Here is an 18,768-nt window from a genome sequence, read left to right as displayed (position 1 = left end):
CCGCGTCGGCCCTCTCCCGGCCTCCGGCCGGCCATCGGCCACTCAGGCGAGCGTGAAGGCCTCGTGCACCGCCGACTGGACGCTGCCGCCCAGCACGGCGCCACCGCCCGCGACGTAGATCCAGTCGCCGATCACCGCCGCGCCCACCGCATGGCGCGGGGTGGTCATCGGCGCATGGCGCTGCCAGCGGTCGGTGCGCGGGTCGTAGCTCTCCATCTGGCCGAAGACCTTGGCCTGCCGCGGCACGCCGCCGACCAGGAAGCCGCCCTCGCCGCCCATGGCGTAGTAGCGGTCGCGGTACACCACCAGCCCATGGCCCGAGCGCGAGGTGGGCAAGGGCGCGCGCAGTTCCCAGGTGTCGCGCGCCGGCAGGTAGACGTGGTGCAGGTCGGTGTTGTATTCGAAGGTGTTGAATCGGCCGCCGATCACGTGGATGCGCCCGTCATGGGCCACGCAGCCCACGTGGTCGCGCGCGCCGGGCAGCGGCTTGCGCGCGGACCAGCGGTCCGCCTTCGGGTCGTAGACCTCGTGCCAGCCCACGCTGGCGCGCTCGGCCGCCGGCTCGGAGGCGCCGCCGATCAGGTGCAGCATGCCGTCGAGCACCACGGCCGCCCCAGCCCCGCGCGGGCGCGGCAGCGGGGCGATCGCGGTCCAGCGGTCATCGGCGATCTCGTAGACGAAGGCCTTGTCGTCGGAGCGCCGGTTCTGCTCGGTGAAGCCGCCGAAGGCCCACACGCGCCCGCCTTCGGACGCCACTGCCACGTGGTTGGCGCCGCGCGGCAGCGGTGCGCCGGACAACCAGCGGTCGGCGGCCGGGTCGTAGACGTGGTGGTAGTCGCGGTTGACCGCGCCCTCGCCGTAGCCGCCCACGATGTGCATGCGGCCTTGCGTCGCAGTGGCCCAGGCCATCTCGCTGCGCGGGATCGGCAGCGCCGCGCGTCCCACCCAGCGCCCGGGCGTGCCGGCCGGCGCGGGGCTGTCGGTGACGCGCTGCGCCTCCTGCTCGGGCGTCATGTGATGCGGCACGCCGCCCTGAAGGCGCGCGTAGGGATCGGGCGAGGACGGCGCATGCGGCAGTGGTTGCGCGCGCGCGGTGCCGTCGAGGGCCAGGGCCGCGCACGCGAGGACCAGTCGTCGGCGCTGCATCGCGGCCTCCCTTACTGTCCGGAAATTCGATTCGAGAGCTTCAGCGAGGCCGGGTTCGCATCCGCTTCGGCCGCGGCCTGCGGCGCTGCGGCCAGGTCCGGCATGGCGGGCATCGCGCCCGGCGACGACGGCATGTTGCCGCGCCCCAATGCGCCGCCGCGCGGTGCCGCGAGCTCCATGCGCACGCGGCCCGGCGCCTTGCCGCCGCCCGCGGCCGCCGAGGGCTTGAGGTAGGCGTAGAGCTGCAGCACGGTCTTCACGTAGTTCTGCGTCTCGCGGTAGTTCGGAATCTTGTTGCCCGCGCGCTGCACGGCGCCCTCGCCGGCGTTGTAGGCCGCGAGTGCGAGCGAGATGTCGTCCGGAAACATCGCGATCAGGTCGCGCAGGTAACGCGCGCCGGCGCCGATGTTGATGGACGGATCGAAGAGCTTCTTCTCGATCGAGCCGCGCTTGTCGGGGCCGACGCCATAGCGCTGCGCGGTCGCGGGCATCAGCTGCATCAGGCCCAGCGCGCCCTTGGGCGAGACGGCCTGGGCATCGAAGCCCGATTCCGTCGCGACCAGGGCCTGCAGGAGCTCGTAGTCGATGTCATGCCGCTGCGCTGCTTCGCGCAGGGCTTTCTGCGCAGGCTTGTAGCTGGGCGAGGCCTCGAACAGGGCCAGCAGCGACTGCGATGCGCGCGGCACCTTGCCGTCGATCGCGCCCGCGCGGCCGCGCGCCAGCGGGCCGATGCCCTGAGCGGTGTCGAAGGCCTGGCCGCCACGGAAGAAGAGTTGGTATCGCTCGTCGAGCTTCTCCGACGCGAAATGGGCCGTGCCCTTCTCGTCGATGTAACCGAAGATGTCCGAGGCGTGCGCAGGCGACAGCCATGCGCACAGGGCCAAGAGCAGGAAGAGCGGGAGCCGCCACCAGCGGCCGGGAGCGTGTCTGGGATTCATCGCCGGGGGCGCAATTGTCGTCGATGCGCACGCATCCGTGCGGGAACAGGCCGGCAAGTCCCTCCATCCAATGGCAACAAGAGGTCACGAATGCAGCCACTCGAACGAAACCGCACTGCCGATGGACACGCCGGCCTGCCCGATGCGGAACTCGCGGCGCGGGCCGCGCAGGGCGAGGCCGGCATCGATGCGCTGCCCGAGGCCTTTCGCACGGTCTTCGTGCTGCGCGCGGTCGAGGACCTGAGCATCGAGGAAGTGGCCGCGGCGCTGGAGATTCCCGAAGCCACCGTGCGGACGCGCTTCTTCCGCGCCCGCGGCCTGCTGCGCGAAGCGCTCTCGCGCGAGATCGACGTCTCGATGGGCGACGCCTTCTCCTTCGCCGGCGCGCGCTGCGACGAGATCGTCGCGCACGTGATGGCCTCCATCGCAGGCCCGCCCACGCGCCCGCCCGCCTGATCCCCTTCCCCACCCCACCTTGAAAAGGAGACCACCATGTCCTTCCTTCGGACACCCACGCCCGTCGCCGCGCGGCGCTTCTTCCTCGGCCGCTCGGGGCTGGTGCTTTCGGGCACGGCGATCGCCCTGCTTTCGGGCCAGGACGCACTGGCCGCCAAGGCCGGGGGCGACGGCGCCGGCGACGTGCAGATCTTCAACACCGCCCTCGGCTCGGAGTACGAGGCCATCGCCGCCTATCAGGTCGGCGCGGAGAGCAAGCTGCTCGAGAAGCCGGTGCTCGACCTGGCCGTGACCTTCCAGGGCCATCACCGGACGCATGCCGCGCTGCTCGCAGCCACCGTCGAGAAGCTCGGGGGCAAGGCCGTGACCGTAAAGACGAAGTACGACTTCCCGACCGCGCAGTTGAAGTCGCAGGCCGACGTGCTGCGCTTCGCCGCCAAGCTGGAGCAAGGCGCGGTCAGCGCCTACCTGGGCGCGGTGCCGCTCTTCGACGACCGCGCGCTGACCAAGGCCGCGGCCAGCATCCTGGGCGACGAGGCGATGCACTGGGCGGTGCTGCGCCAGGCGCTGGGCGAGGCGCCGGTGCCCGGCGCGGGGGTTGGCGGACCACACGAAGTGGGGAAGCCTGGGGGAGAGCAACATCCTTCGCGGAACCGGCTTTGCCGGGCCGCTGGTGTTGCCCCCGGTGAGGGGGTTGGCGGACCACACGAAGTGGGGGAGCCTGGGGGAGAGCGTCATTTCAGACGTCGACCTCGACGTCATCCGCCCGCAGCTCCATCAGCTCGCGCCGCGCCGCGGCCTCGCCCTTGCCCATCAGCTTGGTGATCTCGCCCTGCGTGCCCTGCAGGTCGAAGCGGCCCAGGCGCACCTGCAGCAGGCGGCGGGTGTCGGGGTTGAGAGTGGTTTCCCACAGCTGCTCGGCGCTCATCTCGCCGAGGCCCTTGAAGCGGCTGATGGTCCAGGCGCCCTCGCGCACGCCGTCCTTGCGCAGCTTGTCGAGGATGGCAGTGAGCTCGCCTTCGTCGAGTGCGTACATCTTGGAGGCCGGCTTCTTGCCGCGCGCCGGCGCATCGACGCGGAAGAGCGGCGGCTTGGCCACATACACGTGGCCGGTGTCGATCAGCTTGGGAAAGTGGCGGAAGAAGAGCGTGAGCAGCAGCACCTGGATGTGCGAGCCGTCCACGTCGGCGTCGGACAGGATGCAGATCTTGCCGTAGCGCAGACCGGAGAGATCGGGCGTGTCGTCGGGCCCGTGCGGGTCGACGCCGATGGCCACCGAGATGTCGTGGATCTCGGTGTTGGCGAAAAGGCGGTCGCGCTCCACCTCCCAGGTGTTGAGCACCTTGCCCCGCAGCGGCAGGATGGCCTGGCTTTCCTTGTCGCGGCCCATCTTGGCGCTGCCGCCGGCGGAGTCGCCCTCGACCAGGAAGACCTCGTTGTGGGCCGTGTCCTTGCTCTCGCAATCGGTGAGCTTGCCGGGCAGCACGGCCACGCCGGAGCCCTTGCGCTTTTCCACCTTCTGGCCGGCGCGCTGGCGCGTCTGCGCGGCCTTGATGGCCAGCTCGGCCAGCTTCTTGCCGTAGTCGACGTGCTGGTTGAGCCACAGTTCCAGCGCCGGGCGCACGAAGCTGGAGACCAGGCGCACGGCATCGCGCGAGTTGAGCCGCTCCTTGATCTGGCCCTGGAACTGCGGGTCCAGCACCTTGGCCGAGAGCACGTAGGAGGCGCGTGCGAACACGTCCTCCGGCAGCAGCTTCACGCCCTTGGGCAAAAGCGAATGCAGCTCGACGAAGCTCTTCACGGCATTGAACAGGCCGTCGCGCAGGCCGCTCTCGTGGGTGCCGCCGGCGCTGGTGGGAATCAGGTTGACGTAGCTCTCGCGCACCGGCTGGCCTTCCTCGGTGAAGGCCACGCACCACTCGGCGCCCTCGCCTTCGGCGAAGTTGTCGGCGTTCTTGTCGGCATGGCCTGCGCCCTCGAAGAGCGGGATCACCGGATCGGCGTTGAGCGTCTGCATCAGGTAGTCGCGCAGACCGCCCTTGTAGAGCCACTGCTGCGTCTCCTTCGTCTTCTCGACCACCAGCGTGACGGTCACGCCCGGCATCAGCACGGCCTTGCTGCGCAGGAGGTGCGTGAGCTCGCCCACCGGCAGCACGGCCGATTCGAAGTACTTGGCATCGGGCCAGGCGCGCACCGTGGTGCCCTGGCGGCGCTCGCCGCTGTCGATCGGCCGGACCTGGAGCGGCTCGGTCACGTCGCCGCCCCCGAAGGCGATGTGCGCGGCCGAGCCCTCGCGGAAGGACTGGACCTCCAGGCGCTTGGACAACGCATTGGTCACCGACACGCCCACGCCGTGCAGCCCGCCGGAGAAGCTGTAGGCGCCGCCGGCGCCCTTGTCGAACTTGCCGCCCGCGTGCAGCCGGGTGTAGACCAGCTCGATCACCGGTGCCTTCTCCTCGGGATGCAGGCCGAAGGGAATGCCGCGGCCGTCGTCCTCCACGCTGACCGAGCCGTCGGCGTGCAGCGTGACCTTGATCTTCTTGCCGTAGCCGGCCAGCGCCTCGTCGGCGGCGTTGTCCAGCACTTCCTGGATGATGTGCAGCGGGTTGTCGGTGCGGGTGTACATGCCCGGGCGCTGCTTGACGGGCTCGAGGCCCTTGAGCACGCGGATCGAGCCTTCCGAATAAGCCGGGGGAGTCTTGCTGGGAGTCGCCATGGGGGCGGATTGTATGCGTGGCACGCGCAAAAAACTGTATGGGCATACAGAGCCACGCTGATGACCGGAGCGCATCAGCGGCGGGCCGAAATATCAACAATGCCCGTCGCACCCTGCCGACGCGGGCTTGCTCTTTTGGATACATTCGTCCGGATGCACCCCTCGCACCAGCCGCTGTCCCTCAAGCAAGTCCTCTTCTGCGGCGCCATGATCGTTACGCTCTCAATGGGCATCCGCCACGGCTTCGGGCTCTGGCTGCAGCCGATCACGCAGGAGAACGGATGGACCCGACAGAGCTTCTCGCTCGCGCTCGCGATCCAGAACCTCGCCTGGGGCGTGATCGGTGTCTTCGCCGGCATGCTGGCCGACAAATGGGGCGCCTTCCGGGTGCTGGTGGCGGGTGCCGTGCTCTACGCGCTCGGGCTGGCCGGGATGGCGCTGTCGCCCACGCCCTTCACGTTCGCGCTGACCGCCGGCATCCTGATCGGCGCGGCGCAGGCCGGCACCACCTACGCGGTGATCTACGGCGTGATCGGGCGGCAGGTCCCGGTCGCGAAGCGCTCGTGGGCCATGGGCGTGGCTGCCGCTGCGGGCTCTTTCGGCCAGTTCCTGATGGTGCCGGTGGAAGGCCGGCTGATCGCCGGACTGGGCTGGCACAGCGCGCTGCTGGTGCTCGCCGTGATGGTGCTGGTGATCGTGCCCCTCGCCTTCGGCCTGCGCGAGCCGCGTCACGGCGCCACCCCGCTCGCGCACCGCGACCAGACCATCATGCAGGCCCTGCGCGAGGCCTTCCGCTATCCCAGCTTCGTGCTGCTGATGGCCGGCTATTTCGTCTGCGGCTTCCAGGTCGTTTTCATCGGCGTGCACCTGCCGAGCTACCTGCGCGACCGGGGGCTTTCGCCCGAAGTGGCGAGCTACGCGCTGGCGCTGGTGGGGCTGTTCAACGTGTTCGGTACCTACATCGCGGGCGAGCTCGGCGCCCGGCTGGCCAAGCGCAAGCTGCTGGCGGCCATCTACCTGGGACGCGCGGTCGCCATCGCGGTGTTCCTGCTGGCCCCGATCTCGCCGCTGTCGGTGTACCTGTTCGCCGCCGTGATGGGCTTCCTGTGGCTGTCCACCGTGCCGCTGACCAGTGGCATCGTGGCCCAGATCTTCGGCGTGGCGCACCTGTCGATGCTGGGCGGCTTCGTGTTCCTGAGCCACCAGGTGGGCTCCTTCCTCGGCGTCTGGCTGGGCGGCTACCTCTACGACACCACCGGCAGCTACGACATCGTCTGGTACATCGCGATCGCGCTGGGCGTGTTCGCCGCCCTGGTCAACCTGCCGGTCAAGGAAGGCGCGATCGCGCGCCCTGCCGCCCAACCAGCCTGAGGAAGCCTCCATGCAGCCGCGCATCCGCCATCACCTCGTCCGGGCCGGATGGCTGAGCGCGGCAACGCTGGCGCTGCTGGCCGTGTTCGCCCTCTACACCCGGCCAGCTTTCCTGGTGACGCTGGTCGACCAGCTCTGGGCCTGCTTCTGAACCACGACCTCTCGCCCTCCCCGTGGATCGCCCGCTGGTCGCACCTGGCAGCCCCGGGCGCCAGCGTGCTCGACGTCGCCTGCGGCGCCGGCCGCCACATGCGCTGGTTCGCCGAGCGCGGCCTTTCGGCGACCGGGGTGGACCGGTCGCCCGAAGCGCTGGCCTCCGCGTCGCGCTTCGGCCGGACCGTGCTTGCCGACATCGAGGATGGGCTCTGGCCCTTCGCCGGCCAGTCCTTCGGCGTGGTGGTCGTGACCAACTACCTGTGGCGCGATCGCCTGCCCGACATCGTGGCGGCGGTTGCCCCGGGCGGCGTCCTGCTCTACGAAACCTTCGCGGCGGGCAACGAGAGCGTCGGCAAGCCCTCCCGGCCGGATTTCCTGCTGCAACCGGGCGAATTGCTGGCCGCCTGCACCCACCTGCGGGTGGTCGCTTACGAGGACGGGTTCCTGCCAGCGCCGGATCGCTTCGTGCAGCGCATCGCGGCGGTCCGGGAGGCGTCGGGAGCCGACTTAGCACCTCCGCGTTACCCCCTCTGAGCCGGGGCTGGGCCACTTAGTAGAATGACTGCTTTCCGGCAACCTACGAAGAGACCCCCTTGGAGCAACTGACAGGCAGCATCGTCGCGCTCGTCACGCCGATGCACGACGACGGCAGCGTCGACTATCCCGCCTTGCGCCGGCTGATCGATTGGCACATCGACGAAGGCACCGACTGCCTCGGCGTGGTCGGCACCACCGGGGAATCCCCCACGGTCGACGTCGAGGAGCACTGCGAGATCATCCGCGTCTCCGTCGAACAGGCCCGGGGCCGCGTGCCCGTGATGGCCGGCTGCGGCGCCAACTCCACCCAGGAAGCGATCGAGCTCGCCAAGTTCGCCAAGGGCGTGGGCGCCGATTCGCAGCTGCAGGTGGTGCCCTACTACAACAAGCCCACGCAGGAAGGCCAGTACCGGCACTTCAAGGCCATCGCCGAGGCGGTGGGCGACCTGCCCATCGTGCTCTACAACGTGCCCGGCCGCACGGTCGCCGATATGGCGCACGACACGGTGCTGCGCCTGGCGCAGATGCCCGGCATCGTGGGCATCAAGGAGGCCACCGGCAACATCGAGCGCGCCCAGTGGCTGATCCGCGACGTGCCGAAGCACTTCGCCGTCTATTCCGGCGACGACCCGACCGCGGTGGCCCTGATGCTGTGCGGCGGCCAGGGCAACATCAGCGTCACGGCCAACGTGGCACCACGCAAGATGCACGAGCTGTGCGTGGCGGCCATCGCCGGTGACGTGAAGCGTGCGATGCAGATCCAGTTCGAGCTGATGCCGCTGCACCGTCACCTGTTCGTCGAGCCCAATCCCATCCCGGTGAAGTGGGCCATGGCCCGCATGGGCCTGTGCGGCGGGGCGCTGCGGCTGCCGCTGACCGAACTCGCCGAGTCCGCCCGCCCCGTGGTCGAATCCGCCCTGCGTGCCAGCGGCCTGCTCAAGGACTGACCTTCTTCATCTTTACCTGCCGTACACGAACTCCGGCAAACCTTTTGCAAGGCCGGCGCTCTGATGGACGGCGCTGCGGCCCGACGATTGCGCCAAACATCCCCCTAGGAAGACGACGTTGAAAACCATTCCGCGACTTGCACTGCTGGCCCTGGTCGCCAGCCTCGCCGCCTGCTCGGTCCTCGAGAGCGACAAGATCGACTACAAGAGCGCCGGCAAGGCCCCTTCGCTCGAGGTCCCGCCCGACCTGACCCAGCTGTCGCGCGAGAACCGCTACGCCATCCCCGGCAACGCGGTCTCGGCCAATGCCTACCAGGCCGGCGTCGCGAACGCACCGGGCATTCCTACGGCGGTGCTCAACATGGGCGACGTGCGGATGGAGCGCTCGGGCACGCAGCGCTGGATCGTGGTCAACCGCCCGGCTGACCAGCTCTGGGAGCCGGTGAAGGATTTCTGGCAGGAGAACGGCTTCCTGCTGACCACCGACCAGCGCAACCTCGGCATCATGGAAACCGACTGGGCAGAGAACCGCGCCAAGCTGCCGCAGGACATCATCCGCGGCACGTTGGGCAAGCTGGTCGACGCGATCTACTCCACCGGCGAGCTCGACCGCTTCCGCACCCGCATCGAGCGCAACGCCAGCGGCGGCACCGAGATCTTCGTCAGCCACCGCGGCATGCAGGAGGTCTACAACAACGCGCGCCAGGACCAGACCGTCTGGCAGCCGCGCCCCAGCGATCCCGAGCTGGAGACCGAATTCCTGCGCCGCCTGATGGTGAAGCTGGGCGTCTCGCAGGAGCAGTCGAAGCTGATCGCGCAAACCACCGCGCCGGCACGCACGGCCCGGGTGGCCACCGTCGAGGGCCAGCCTGTGGTCCAGATCAATGAGAACTTCGACCGCGCATGGCGCCGCGTTGGCCTGGCGCTGGACCGCACCGGCTTCACCGTCGAGGACCGCGACCGCGCCGCCGGCGTCTATTTCGTGCGCTACGTGGCGCCCAACCCCGACAAGAAGGAGCCGGGCTTCTTCGCCAAGATGTTCAGCTCCAGCAAGACCGAGGCGCCGCTGAAGTACCGCATCCTGGTCAAGGGCCAGGGCGAGGCGAGCACGGTGTCGGTGCAGAGCGACAGCGGCGCAGCGGAAACGTCCGCGAACGCGCAGCGCATCGTCCAGGTCATCGCGGACGACCTGCGCTGAGCGCCGCCCGGGCATGCTGCGTTTTCGCAGTCTGGGCAGCGGCAGCACCGGGAACGCCACGCTGGTCGAGGCGACCAGCGGGGGCCGCGTCTCGCGGCTCCTGATCGATTGCGGTTTCGCGCTCAAGCAGTTGGACGTGCGCCTCGCAGGCGCAGGGCTTGCGGCCTGCGACATCGATGCGGTCTTCATCACCCACGAGCATGGCGACCACATCGGTTGCGCGCGTGCGCTGTCGCGACGAGAACGCATTCCGGTCTGGATGAGCGAAGGCACCTGGCGGGCCAACGGCGAACGCAATTTCGAAGGGCGCGTGCATTTCGCGCGCGATGGCGTGGACATCGTGGTCGGCGATCTGCTCATCCAGCCCTTCACCGTGCCGCACGATGCGCGCGAGCCGCTGCAGCTGCGTCTGAGCGACGGCGCGCACAGCCTGGGGGTGCTGACGGATCTCGGGCATGCGACGCCATACGTGCTGTCCCGCCTCGCGACACTCGATGCACTCATGCTCGAGTTCAACCACGACAGCGAGATGCTGTCGCGTTCGGCCTACCCCTATGTCCTCAAGCGCCGCGTCGGCGGCGACTACGGGCACCTGTCGAACGATGCGGCTGCAGCGATCGCGCGCGCACTGCACCATGGGGGCATGCGGCACGTGCTGGCCGCACACCTGAGCCTGCAGAACAACCGGCCCGAGATTGTCCGCCGTGCGATGGCCGAAGCGCTTTGCGCCGCTGAGGACGAGATGCTGACCGCGACCGCGGCCGAGGGGTCGCCGTGGCTTGCATTGCAGTGAACCTGCAATGAAAAAAGCCGCCCTCGCGAGGGCGGCCTTCGGGCTTCGCAGATTACTGCTTGGTCTCTTCCTTCTTCTTGGCCGCATCGGTGGCAGCGTTCGCCGCGTCCAGCGCCGACTGCGCGCCGGGCGATGGAGCAGGTGCCGCAGACGACGTATCGGGCGCAGCAGGTGCGGGTGCCGGTGCGGGCGTGACGGCAGCAGGCGGTGGGGTCACGACGGCCGGCGCGGCCTCCTCCTTCTTGCCGCAGGCAGCGAGCGCCACAGCAACGGTCAACGAGGCGAGCAGGACGGACTTTCTCATTACAGGGCTCCTTTGATCTGGACGAAGGTCTCAAAGAAAAAATTCTAGACCTCTACCCTGACTGCACAGCCTCTTCCCTTGCGATTCGCGGCATTGGCTTACAAGCCCAATGTCGTTGCCGGAAATGCGGGCCTCGCGTGGCGGAGGCACTCTTCCAGGCGTTCGCGCAATGCACGGCGGCCCCCCGGGTCACGGCCGCAGACACCGCGCACGCGCTGCGCATCGATGCGCGAGAGGAACCAGCCCGACGTCCAGATGCCGCTAGGCACCTGCGGCAGTCCCGGTCCGTCGCAGGCCCGGCAGTCGATGATGTGGCTCCACATCCGGCGCCAGTGCACGAAACGCGCATGCTCGCGCTCGAATACGTCGAAGCGCTGCGCCAGCATCACGAAACCGCGGCCGGCGCCCGACCAGGCCTGCAGGGCCTCGGCCGTCGCCCGTTCGCCCAGCGGCCAGTCGGCGAAGTCGGCATCCGCCAACACGATCTCGCGCCAGTTCTCGCGCGCGGCGGCGGCCAGCGCGGCGTGCACGTGTGCCTCGAAGGCACGGCGTCCGTCGAAGGCCCCATCGGGCAGTCCATCGGCCACGGATTCGTCATTCGGCATGCAGCCACCCCGCTTCGCACCAGTCCTCCAGGAGCGCGCGCGCGTCCTCGCTCGCCGCGGCGAGATCACGCGCGTCCAGCGCACGCTGGTCCGCCAGGCGGCGCATGAGCCGCGCATCGCGGCCCGAGGCGCGGAAGCTCTCGCCGTTGATGTAGAGATGGCGCGCGTCGTAGAGCATGCGCGTGCGGCGGTCCAGCGCCACGCCGTGGAGCTCGGCAGGTGCCGCGCCCTGCTCGAACCAGACGGTGGGCTTGGGCTCGGTCATCGATTCGCCGAGCGCCCGGGCGATCGCATCGGGATCGCGCAGCGCGGCGAGCACGGCCTCGCGCGCGAAGTTCTGCAGCGCGGCCGGCATCTCGGCCGGGCCGGACACGGCCGATTGCGCCGGGTCGCGGTAGTGGACGGCCGCGCCCGGCGGCGCGTCCTGCAGGGCCTCGGCCTGGGCCTCCGCGATGCGGGCCAGCAGGTCAGCGCCCAGCGGGGCGGCCGCCGGTGCGCGCAGGCCGATCGAATAGGTCATGCAATCGCCACCCTCCGCCACGCCGTCGTGCGCGTAGCGCGGCGGCAGGTAGAGCATGTCGCCAGGCTCGAGTACGAAGCTCTGCTCGGGCTCGAAGTGCGCCAGGATCTTGAGCGGCAGGCCGGGCTCCAGGCGCAGGTCGCGCTGCCTGCCGATGGACCAGCGCCGACGCCCCTGTGCCTGCAGCAGGAACACGTCGTAGCTGTCGAAGTGCGGGCCGACGCCGCCTCCGTCGCCGGCGTAGCTGATCATCAGGTCGTCAAGCCGCGCATCGGGCACGAAACGAAACTGCTGCAACAGTTCATGCACGCCTTGGTGGTGCAGGTCCACCCCCTGGACCAGCAGGGTCCAGGCAGGCTGCTTCGGCGAAGGCAGGGCTCGGCGTGGGAGCGGCCCGTGCCTGAGCGTCCAACCCGTCTTGCCGTGCCGGATCAGCCGCGACTCCACCTCCTCGCGGCCGGCCAGCGAGAACAGCTCCTCGCGTGCGAGCAGCGGCACCATGTCGGGAATGGCCCGGCGTATCAGCAGGGGCTTCTTCTGCCAGTGCCGCCGCATGAATTGCGAGGCGCTGAGGCCACCCAGCAAAGCCATCGGTCGATCGATCTCCATGGGAGAATTCTCGTATGGAAATCACTGAACAATGCGTGGTCGGCCTGACCTGGACGCTCAAGGACACCCTCGGCGACGTGCTGGACGTGCTCGAGGAACCGGTCGAGTTCCTGGTCGGCGGCGACGACCTCTTCGTCGCGATCGAAGCCGCCCTGATGGGTCACGGGCCGGGTGCGCGCGTGCAGATCCAGCTGGAGCCGGAGCAGGCCTTCGGCGACTTCAACGACCAGTTGCTCTTCCTGGAGCCGCGCTCGCTCTTCCCCGAGGGCGTCGAGGAAGGCATGACCTTCGACGGCGCCGCGCTACCGGCGGGCGTGAACGCCGACATGCCCAAGGACACGATCTACACCGTGAGCGAGATCTATCCGGAGCACTTGGTGCTCGATGGCAACCATCCGCTGGCCGGCATCGCGCTGCGGCTGGATCTGACGGTGCGATCCGTTCGCGAAGCCACTGAAGAGGAGATCGGCCGCGGCACGGCCGGCACGGGATTCTTCAAGGTATCCACGATGGCGCCGGGCAATGACACGCTGCACTGAGCGGCATCGACAACGAAAAAGCCGGGCAATGCCCGGCTTTTTTCTGGCACTCGCCGTTCAGAAGCGAGAGATCTGTCCGCCGTCGATGCGCACGCGATCGCCGATGCGCAGGTCGCCCGGGCTCGGCACGTCAAACGAACGGTAGGCGCCGTTGTCGGTCTGGATCGAGACGCGGTAGCTTTCGTAGACGCGCGGCGCATTCGCATTCGCCTCCACGCTGTTGCCCAGCAGGGCGCCGCCGATCACGCCGAGGGCCGTGGCGGCGGCCCGTCCGCTGCCATGGCCAATCTGGTTGCCGACCACCCCGCCGATCACGCCGCCGGCCACCGCACCGCCGCCCGAGGTGCCGGCGCCGGAGGTCTGGCTGCGGATCACCTCGATGTTGGCGACGTGGCCGTATTCCACGTAGGCGGATTGGCTCACCGGATAAGTGGGCTGGTAGGGGTAGCGCGAGGTCTGGTAGACCGGCTGGGGTGCCACGCAGGCGTTCAGCGCGGCCAGCGCGAGAACGGAAGCGCCAATGGCGAAAGGACGAGTCGGGATTTTCATGGTGTGTGTACTCCTCGTAACAGGCTCGGCGCGGGGACGCGCTCTCCATGTGCCCCACTAACGCGCTGCGCGCCGGCCCAGATGACCAGGGACCCCATGTTGAAATCTTCGACGCGAAGCACCCGTTGCCGGTTCCCGATCTTTACCTGTGAGCAACACACCGGAGGCCCCGCAGGAGGGGGCCTACAGGCGGCGTTTCGGGTTCGATATCAATGCTTGCCGGTGGACCCGTAGCCGCCTTCGCCGCGTTCGCTGGGCGGGAATTCGGCCACCACCCGGAACTGCGCCTGGACCACCGGCACGATCACCAGCTGAGCCAGCCGCTCCATCGGCTGCAGCACGAACGGGGTGTCGCTGCGGTTCCAGGCGCTGATCTTCAGCTCGCCCTGGTAGTCGCTGTCGATCAGGCCCACCAGGTTGCCCAGCACGATGCCGTGCTTGTGGCCCAGCCCCGAGCGCGGCAGGATCAGCGCGGCGTAACCCGGGTCCGCCAGGTGGATGGCGATGCCGGTGCCCACCAGTTGCCAGCCGTTGGGCGCGAGCGCGACGGGCTCGTCGAGGCAGGCGCGCAGGTCCAGGCCGGCACTGCCGGGGGTCGCGTAGGCAGGCAACTGGTCCTGCATGCGGGGATCGAGGATTCGGACGTCGACTTTCACTTGGAATGGTTCTTTCGTTGTTGCTGCAACTGTTGCTGCTTCTTCGCGGCTTCTTCCAGCCATTGCTTCCAGTTCTCGATGCCCGGCGGCAGCAGCACGCGGCGCAGCTTGTGGGCCAGCCAGAGGCCGCCGCCGAACAACAGGATCACGATGCTCAGGGGCGCGCCGGCCGCCAGCAGCACGACCAGCACCAGAAGCCACGCCAGGGCCAGGCCCTTGATCAGGTTGCGGCCCAGGCCCGCGACGGCTGCCGCCGGACGCACCGGCGCCTGCATCCCTGGCACGGCCCCGGGCTGGGCCTGGACCTCTGGCGCTGGCGTCATGCCGACGTCGAGCTGGTGGTCACCCTCCTGCCCCGGCCTCCGGGACTGGGCCGCCCGCGCGCTCAGTTGCTCGACATAGCGCGCGAAATCGCCGTTCGGCGGCGTGTTCCATTGCTGATGGTCCAATCAGGCACTCCCGGGCAGCCGCGCCGCGATCTCGGCCACCAGCTCACGCGCCAGCGCGAGCTTGGGCGCCCGGGGCAGCTCGCGTTCGCCCTGCGCATCGACCAGCAGCAGACTGTTGTCATCCTGCCCGAAGGTCAGGGGGCCGATGTTGCCGACCAGAAGCGGAATCCCCTTGCGCTCGCGCTTGGCGCGCGCATGCGCGACCAGGTTCTCGCTCTCGGCGGCGAAACCCACGCAGAAGAGCCTGCCCGCACGGGCGCGCTCGCTCTGCGCCACGGTGAGCAGGATGTCGGGGTTCTCCACGAAGTGCAGCACCGGCACCTGGCCGCTGCCGTCCTTCTTGATCTTGTGCTCGCTTTGCGCGGCGGGCCGCCAGTCGGCCACCGCCGCCGTGGCGACGAAGATCGATGCATTCTGCGTGGCCTGCAGGCTGGCCTCCAGCATCTGCCGGGCCGACTGCACGTCGATGCGGACGACGCCGCGCGGCGTGGGAAGGTGCACCGGCCCCGCCACCAGCGTGACGTCGGCCCCCGCCTCGCGCGCCGCACGCGCGATCGCGAAGCCCATCTTGCCCGAGGAATGGTTGGTGATGCCGCGGATCGGGTCCATCGCCTCGAAGGTCGGCCCGGCCGTGACCACCACCTGCCGCCCCGCCAGTACCTTGGGCTGGAACCGGGCCACGATCTCCTGGTAGAGCTGCTCGGGCTCGAGCATTCGGCCATCGCCGGTCTCGCCGCAGGCCTGCCAGCCGTTGCCCACGCCCAGCACGCGGGCGCCGTCGGCATCCACCTGCCGCAGGTTGCGCTGGGTGGCGGGGTGCACCCACATCTCGCGGTTCATGGCCGGCGCGATCAGGAGCGGCACCCGGTCGATCGGTCGCGCCAGGCACAGCAGGCTCAGCAGCTCGTCGGAGCGGCCCTGCACCAGCCGGGCGATGAAGTCCGCGCTGGCCGGCGCCAGCACGATCGCGTCGGCCTCCCGGCTCAGGTTGATGTGCGGCATGTTGTTGGGCTCGCGCGCATCCCATTGCGACAGGTAGACCGGCCTGCCCGACAGCGCCTGCATGGTCACCGGCGTCATGAACTGGGTCGCCGCCTCGGTCATCACGACCTGGACGGTCGCGCCGCCTTTCACCAGCAGCCGGCACAGCTCGGCCGACTTGTAGCAGGCGATGCCCCCGGTGAGGCCCATGACGATGTGTTTGCCGGCGAGGTCTTGCATAAGCCGGCAATGTATCAGCCCCACACCCGCAGGGTGCCCCTTCGCCTTCGAGGCCATGGAGCCCCACCTATAATTCCAATTTCCCACTGCCCGGACCCGCAGGTCCGGAACATGGCATGACCAAATTCGTCTTCGTCACCGGTGGTGTGGTGTCCTCCCTCGGCAAGGGAATCGCCTCCGCCTCCCTGGCTGCGCTCCTCGAATCGCGCGGCCTCAAAGTCACCCTTATCAAGCTGGACCCCTACATCAACGTCGACCCCGGCACGATGTCGCCGTTCCAGCACGGCGAGGTCTTCGTCACCGACGACGGCGCCGAAACCGACCTCGACCTGGGCCACTACGAGCGCTTCATCACGACGCGCATGCGCCGGGCCAACAACTTCACCACCGGCCAGATCTACAAGTCCGTGCTCGAGAAGGAGCGCCGCGGCGACTACCTGGGCAAGACGGTGCAGGTGATACCGCACATCACCAACGAGATCCAGGAATTCGTCAAGCGCGGCGCCGGCATCGGCACGCCGCACGAAGTGGACGTGGCGATCGTCGAGATCGGCGGCACGGTGGGCGACATCGAGTCCCTGCCCTTCCTGGAGGCCGCGCGCCAGATGAGCCTGCGCATGGGCCCCAACAACTCGGCCTTCGTGCACCTGAGCTACGTGCCCTGGATCGCCGCGGCCGGCGAGCTCAAGACCAAGCCCACCCAGCACACGGCGCAGAAGCTGCGCGAGATCGGAATCCAGGCCGACGCGCTGCTGTGCCGCGCCGACCGCCCCATCCCCGACGACGAACGCGCCAAGATCTCGCTGTTCTCCAACGTGCCCGAGTGGGGCGTGATCTCGATGTGGGACGTGGACACCATCTACAAGGTGCCGCGCATGCTGCACGAGCAGGGCCTGGACGGCCTGATTTGCGACAAGCTGCGCGTCAACACGCCGCCGGCCAACCTGCGCCGCTGGGACGACCTGGTCTACGAGGTCGAGCATCCGCAAAAGGAAGTGAGCATCGCGATGGTCGGCAAATACGTCGACCTGTCCGACAGCTACAAGTCGCTCAACGAGGCGCTGCGCCACGCCGGCATGAAGAACCACGCCCGCGTGAAGATCGACTACGTCGACTCCGAGACCATCTCCCCTCAGGACGTGGCCAGGCTCGGCAAGTACGACGCCATCCTCGTGCCCGGCGGCTTCGGCCAGCGCGGCGTCGAGGGCAAGATCTCGGCAGCGCGCTTCGCCCGCGAGAGCAAGGTGCCCTACCTCGGCATCTGCCTGGGGATGCAGGTCGCGACCATCGAGTACGCGCGCAACGTGGCGGGCCTGAAGAACGCCAACAGCACCGAGTTCGACCCCGACACCAGCTGCCCCGTGATCGCGCTGATCACCGAGTGGAAGGACCACGACGGCACCATCAAGCAGCGCGATGCGAAGTCCGACCTCGGCGGGACCATGCGCCTGGGCGCGCAGAGCTCCGACGTCGCGCCGGGTACGCTGGCCCACAGCATCTACGGCGACGTCGTGACCGAGCGCCATCGCCATCGCTACGAGGCCAACGTCAACTACCTCGACCAGCTGCGCAGCGCCGGGCTGGTGATCTCGGCGCTCACGCAGCGCGAGCACCTGACCGAGATCGTCGAGCTGCCCCAGGACGTGCACCCCTGGTTCATCGGCGTGCAGTTCCACCCCGAGTTCAAGTCCACGCCGTGGGGGGGTCACCCGCTGTTCAACGCCTTCATCAAGGCAGCACTCGAACACCAGGGCACGGACAAGCAGGCATTGAAGGTGGTGGCATGAGCGGCGCAGGACCGCTCCAAGCCGCCAAGGCTCCCTCGGGGGCAGCGCAGCACACGAAGTGGCAAGCGTGGGGGGATCTATGAAGCTCAGCGGATTCGACATCGGGCTGGACAAGCCCTTCTTCCTGATCGCCGGGCCCTGCGTGGTCGAATCCGAACAGCTCCAGATGGACACCGCTGGCACGCTGAAGGAGATCACTTCTTCGCTCGGCATTCCCTTCATCTTCAAGAGCAGCTTCGACAAGGCCAACCGCTCCTCGGGCACGAGCTTTCGCGGCCCGGGGCGGGACAAGGGCCTGGAGATCCTGGCCAAGGTCAAGCGCGAACTCGCCCTGCCGGTGTTGACCGACGTGCACACCGAAGAGGACATCACGGCCGCCGCCCAGGTGGTCGACGTGCTGCAGACCCCCGCCTTCCTGTGCCGCCAGACCGACTTCATCCGCGCCGCGGCGCAGTCGGGCAAGCCGGTCAACATCAAGAAGGGCCAGTTTCTCGCGCCGCACGACATGAAGAACGTGATCGACAAGGCGCGCGCGGCCGCCAAGGAAAAGGGCCTTCCCGAGGACAGTTTCATGGCCTGCGAACGCGGCGCCAGCTTCGGCTACAACAACCTGGTGTCGGACATGCGCTCGCTCGCGATCATGCGTGAGACCGGCGCGCCGGTGGTCTTCGATGCCACGCACTCGGTGCAGCTGCCAGGCGGCCAGGGCACCAGCTCGGGCGGTCAGCGCGAGATGGTGCCGGTGCTGTCGCGGGCCGCGGTCGCGGTGGGCGTGGCGGGGCTGTTCATGGAAACGCACCCGGATCCGGCCAAGGCCCTGAGCGACGGACCCAATGCCGTGCCGCTCAAGCACATGAAAGCGCTGCTCGAGACGCTGCTGGCGCTCGACACCGTCACAAAGAAGAACGCATTCCTAGAGGACAGTTTTCAAGCATGACCAGCGCCTACATCATCGCGAACGTCGAAGTCACAAATCCGACGCAGTACGAGGAGTACAAGAAATGGTCTTCCGAAGCCATGAAGGCGCACAACGCCGAAGTCTGCGTGCGCGGCGGCAAGGTCGAGGTGCTGGAAGGCGACTGGCATCCGCAGCGACTGGTGGTGCTGAAGTTCCCAAGCTTGGAGGCGGCGAATAAGTTTAATGCCTCGCCGGAATATGGAAAGGCACGCGAAGCACGTGCCGGAGCTGCGATCATGCGCATGATCGTCGTAGAGGGCGTGTAAGCGCTGCCGCGACGAAGGCCAAGCAAGCAAGTTTTGATATCTGGAGC

At 68.6% G+C, this 18,768-nt stretch carries 20 protein-coding genes and 2 pseudogenes; 12 read left to right on the top strand and 10 right to left on the bottom strand.

All coding sequences use genetic code 11. From position 1 onward, the window contains the following. Window positions 1–42: 42 nt before the first annotated feature. Window positions 43–1,146 (bottom strand): Kelch repeat-containing protein, encoded by a 1,104-nt coding sequence (locus tag A8M77_RS18560; protein ID WP_086922987.1) that lies wholly within the window; start codon window positions 1,144–1,146, stop codon window positions 43–45. An 11-nt stretch (window positions 1,147–1,157) separates the two neighbouring features. Beyond that, window positions 1,158–2,084, bottom strand: coding sequence for a lytic transglycosylase domain-containing protein (locus A8M77_RS18555; RefSeq protein WP_086922986.1), 927 nt, complete (start codon window positions 2,082–2,084; stop codon window positions 1,158–1,160). 174 nt (window positions 2,085–2,258) lie between these two features. Between A8M77_RS18555 and A8M77_RS36460 the strand changes: the two are divergent. Further along, window positions 2,259–2,540, top strand: a pseudogene (locus A8M77_RS36460) (sigma factor-like helix-turn-helix DNA-binding protein); the annotation flags it as partial. Between the two features lie 36 nt (window positions 2,541–2,576). Next, a pseudogene (locus A8M77_RS18545) lies at window positions 2,577–3,140 on the top strand (ferritin-like domain-containing protein); the annotation flags it as partial. Between the two features lie 139 nt (window positions 3,141–3,279). Here A8M77_RS18545 and A8M77_RS18540 read toward each other — a convergent pair. Then, entirely contained in the window at window positions 3,280–5,256 is a 1,977-nt protein-coding gene (locus A8M77_RS18540) for a DNA topoisomerase IV subunit B (RefSeq protein ID WP_086922983.1), read from the bottom strand. 153 nt (window positions 5,257–5,409) lie between these two features. On the opposite strand from A8M77_RS18540, the gene A8M77_RS18535 reads away from it, so the two are divergent. The 6 genes from A8M77_RS18535 to A8M77_RS18515 all read left to right on the top strand — a co-directional run bounded on the left by A8M77_RS18535 (window position 5,410) and on the right by A8M77_RS18515 (window position 10,258). Next, complete coding sequence (locus tag A8M77_RS18535; protein ID WP_086922982.1) at window positions 5,410–6,627, top strand: MFS transporter; 1,218 nt, start codon at window positions 5,410–5,412, stop codon at window positions 6,625–6,627. Between the two features lie 10 nt (window positions 6,628–6,637). Then, on the top strand, window positions 6,638–6,778 hold the full coding sequence (locus A8M77_RS36880) for a hypothetical protein (RefSeq protein WP_238136871.1): 141 nt from the start codon (window positions 6,638–6,640) through the stop codon (window positions 6,776–6,778). Then, window positions 6,775–7,317, top strand: coding sequence for a class I SAM-dependent methyltransferase (locus A8M77_RS18530; protein ID WP_238136874.1), 543 nt, complete (start codon window positions 6,775–6,777; stop codon window positions 7,315–7,317). Before A8M77_RS36880 ends, A8M77_RS18530 begins: the two co-directional genes overlap by 4 nt. Window positions 7,318–7,376: 59 nt before the next feature. Further along, a complete protein-coding gene (dapA, locus tag A8M77_RS18525) occupies window positions 7,377–8,267 on the top strand; it encodes a 4-hydroxy-tetrahydrodipicolinate synthase (RefSeq protein ID WP_086922980.1) in 891 nt (296 codons plus the stop codon). A gap of 118 nt (window positions 8,268–8,385) precedes the next feature. Next, window positions 8,386–9,465 (top strand): outer membrane protein assembly factor BamC, encoded by a 1,080-nt coding sequence (bamC, locus tag A8M77_RS18520; protein ID WP_086922979.1) that lies wholly within the window; start codon window positions 8,386–8,388, stop codon window positions 9,463–9,465. Between the two features lie 13 nt (window positions 9,466–9,478). Continuing rightward, window positions 9,479–10,258: an MBL fold metallo-hydrolase gene (locus tag A8M77_RS18515; RefSeq protein ID WP_086922978.1), complete on the top strand. Its 780-nt coding sequence runs from the start codon at window positions 9,479–9,481 to the stop codon at window positions 10,256–10,258. Between the two features lie 52 nt (window positions 10,259–10,310). Here A8M77_RS18515 and A8M77_RS18510 read toward each other — a convergent pair whose 3' ends face one another. The 3 genes from A8M77_RS18510 to A8M77_RS18500 form a co-directional block, all read right to left on the bottom strand. Beyond that, on the bottom strand, window positions 10,311–10,562 hold the full coding sequence (locus A8M77_RS18510) for a hypothetical protein (protein WP_086922977.1): 252 nt from the start codon (window positions 10,560–10,562) through the stop codon (window positions 10,311–10,313). Between the two features lie 98 nt (window positions 10,563–10,660). Continuing rightward, window positions 10,661–11,167, bottom strand: coding sequence for a hypothetical protein (locus tag A8M77_RS18505; RefSeq protein WP_086922976.1), 507 nt, complete (start codon window positions 11,165–11,167; stop codon window positions 10,661–10,663). Then, complete coding sequence (locus tag A8M77_RS18500; RefSeq protein ID WP_086922975.1) at window positions 11,157–12,296, bottom strand: JmjC domain-containing protein; 1,140 nt, start codon at window positions 12,294–12,296, stop codon at window positions 11,157–11,159. The genes A8M77_RS18505 and A8M77_RS18500 overlap by 11 nt, the downstream gene beginning before the upstream one ends. A 14-nt stretch (window positions 12,297–12,310) precedes the next feature. On the opposite strand from A8M77_RS18500, the gene A8M77_RS18495 reads away from it, so the two are divergent. After that, complete coding sequence (locus tag A8M77_RS18495; RefSeq protein WP_086922974.1) at window positions 12,311–12,835, top strand: FKBP-type peptidyl-prolyl cis-trans isomerase; 525 nt, start codon at window positions 12,311–12,313, stop codon at window positions 12,833–12,835. A 57-nt stretch (window positions 12,836–12,892) separates the two neighbouring features. Here A8M77_RS18495 and A8M77_RS18490 read toward each other — a convergent pair whose 3' ends face one another. From A8M77_RS18490 to coaBC, 4 genes are all read right to left on the bottom strand, one after another. Beyond that, a complete protein-coding gene (locus tag A8M77_RS18490) occupies window positions 12,893–13,384 on the bottom strand; it encodes a glycine zipper 2TM domain-containing protein (protein WP_086922973.1) in 492 nt (163 codons plus the stop codon). Window positions 13,385–13,593: 209 nt separating this feature from the next. After that, the gene (gene dut, locus A8M77_RS18485) at window positions 13,594–14,040 is read right to left on the bottom strand and encodes a dUTP diphosphatase (RefSeq protein ID WP_086922972.1); all 447 of its coding nucleotides are present in this window, start codon (window positions 14,038–14,040) and stop codon (window positions 13,594–13,596) included. Further along, complete coding sequence (locus tag A8M77_RS18480; protein WP_086922971.1) at window positions 14,037–14,489, bottom strand: hypothetical protein; 453 nt, start codon at window positions 14,487–14,489, stop codon at window positions 14,037–14,039. The genes dut and A8M77_RS18480 overlap by 4 nt, the downstream gene beginning before the upstream one ends. Then, window positions 14,490–15,710 (bottom strand): bifunctional phosphopantothenoylcysteine decarboxylase/phosphopantothenate--cysteine ligase CoaBC, encoded by a 1,221-nt coding sequence (coaBC, locus tag A8M77_RS18475; RefSeq protein WP_086922970.1) that lies wholly within the window; start codon window positions 15,708–15,710, stop codon window positions 14,490–14,492. A gap of 116 nt (window positions 15,711–15,826) precedes the next feature. On the opposite strand from coaBC, the gene A8M77_RS18470 reads away from it, so the two are divergent. The 3 genes from A8M77_RS18470 (at window position 15,827) to A8M77_RS18460 (ending at window position 18,721) form a co-directional block, all read left to right on the top strand. Next, a complete protein-coding gene (locus A8M77_RS18470) occupies window positions 15,827–17,497 on the top strand; it encodes a CTP synthase (protein ID WP_086922969.1) in 1,671 nt (556 codons plus the stop codon). 79 nt (window positions 17,498–17,576) lie between these two features. Beyond that, on the top strand, window positions 17,577–18,434 hold the full coding sequence (gene kdsA / locus A8M77_RS18465; protein WP_086922968.1) for a 3-deoxy-8-phosphooctulonate synthase: 858 nt from the start codon (window positions 17,577–17,579) through the stop codon (window positions 18,432–18,434). Continuing rightward, window positions 18,431–18,721, top strand: a complete 291-nt coding sequence (locus A8M77_RS18460; RefSeq protein WP_086922967.1) for a DUF1330 domain-containing protein — start codon at window positions 18,431–18,433, stop codon at window positions 18,719–18,721. The genes kdsA and A8M77_RS18460 overlap by 4 nt, the downstream gene beginning before the upstream one ends. Window positions 18,722–18,768: the final 47 nt, after the last annotated feature.

It is taken from the genome of Variovorax sp. JS1663 (genome assembly GCF_002157355.1).
Lineage (GTDB): Bacteria > Pseudomonadota > Gammaproteobacteria > Burkholderiales > Burkholderiaceae_C > Variovorax.
The sequence above is the reverse complement of the archived record's forward strand: the minus strand, read 5'-3'. Positions and strand labels throughout refer to the sequence as shown.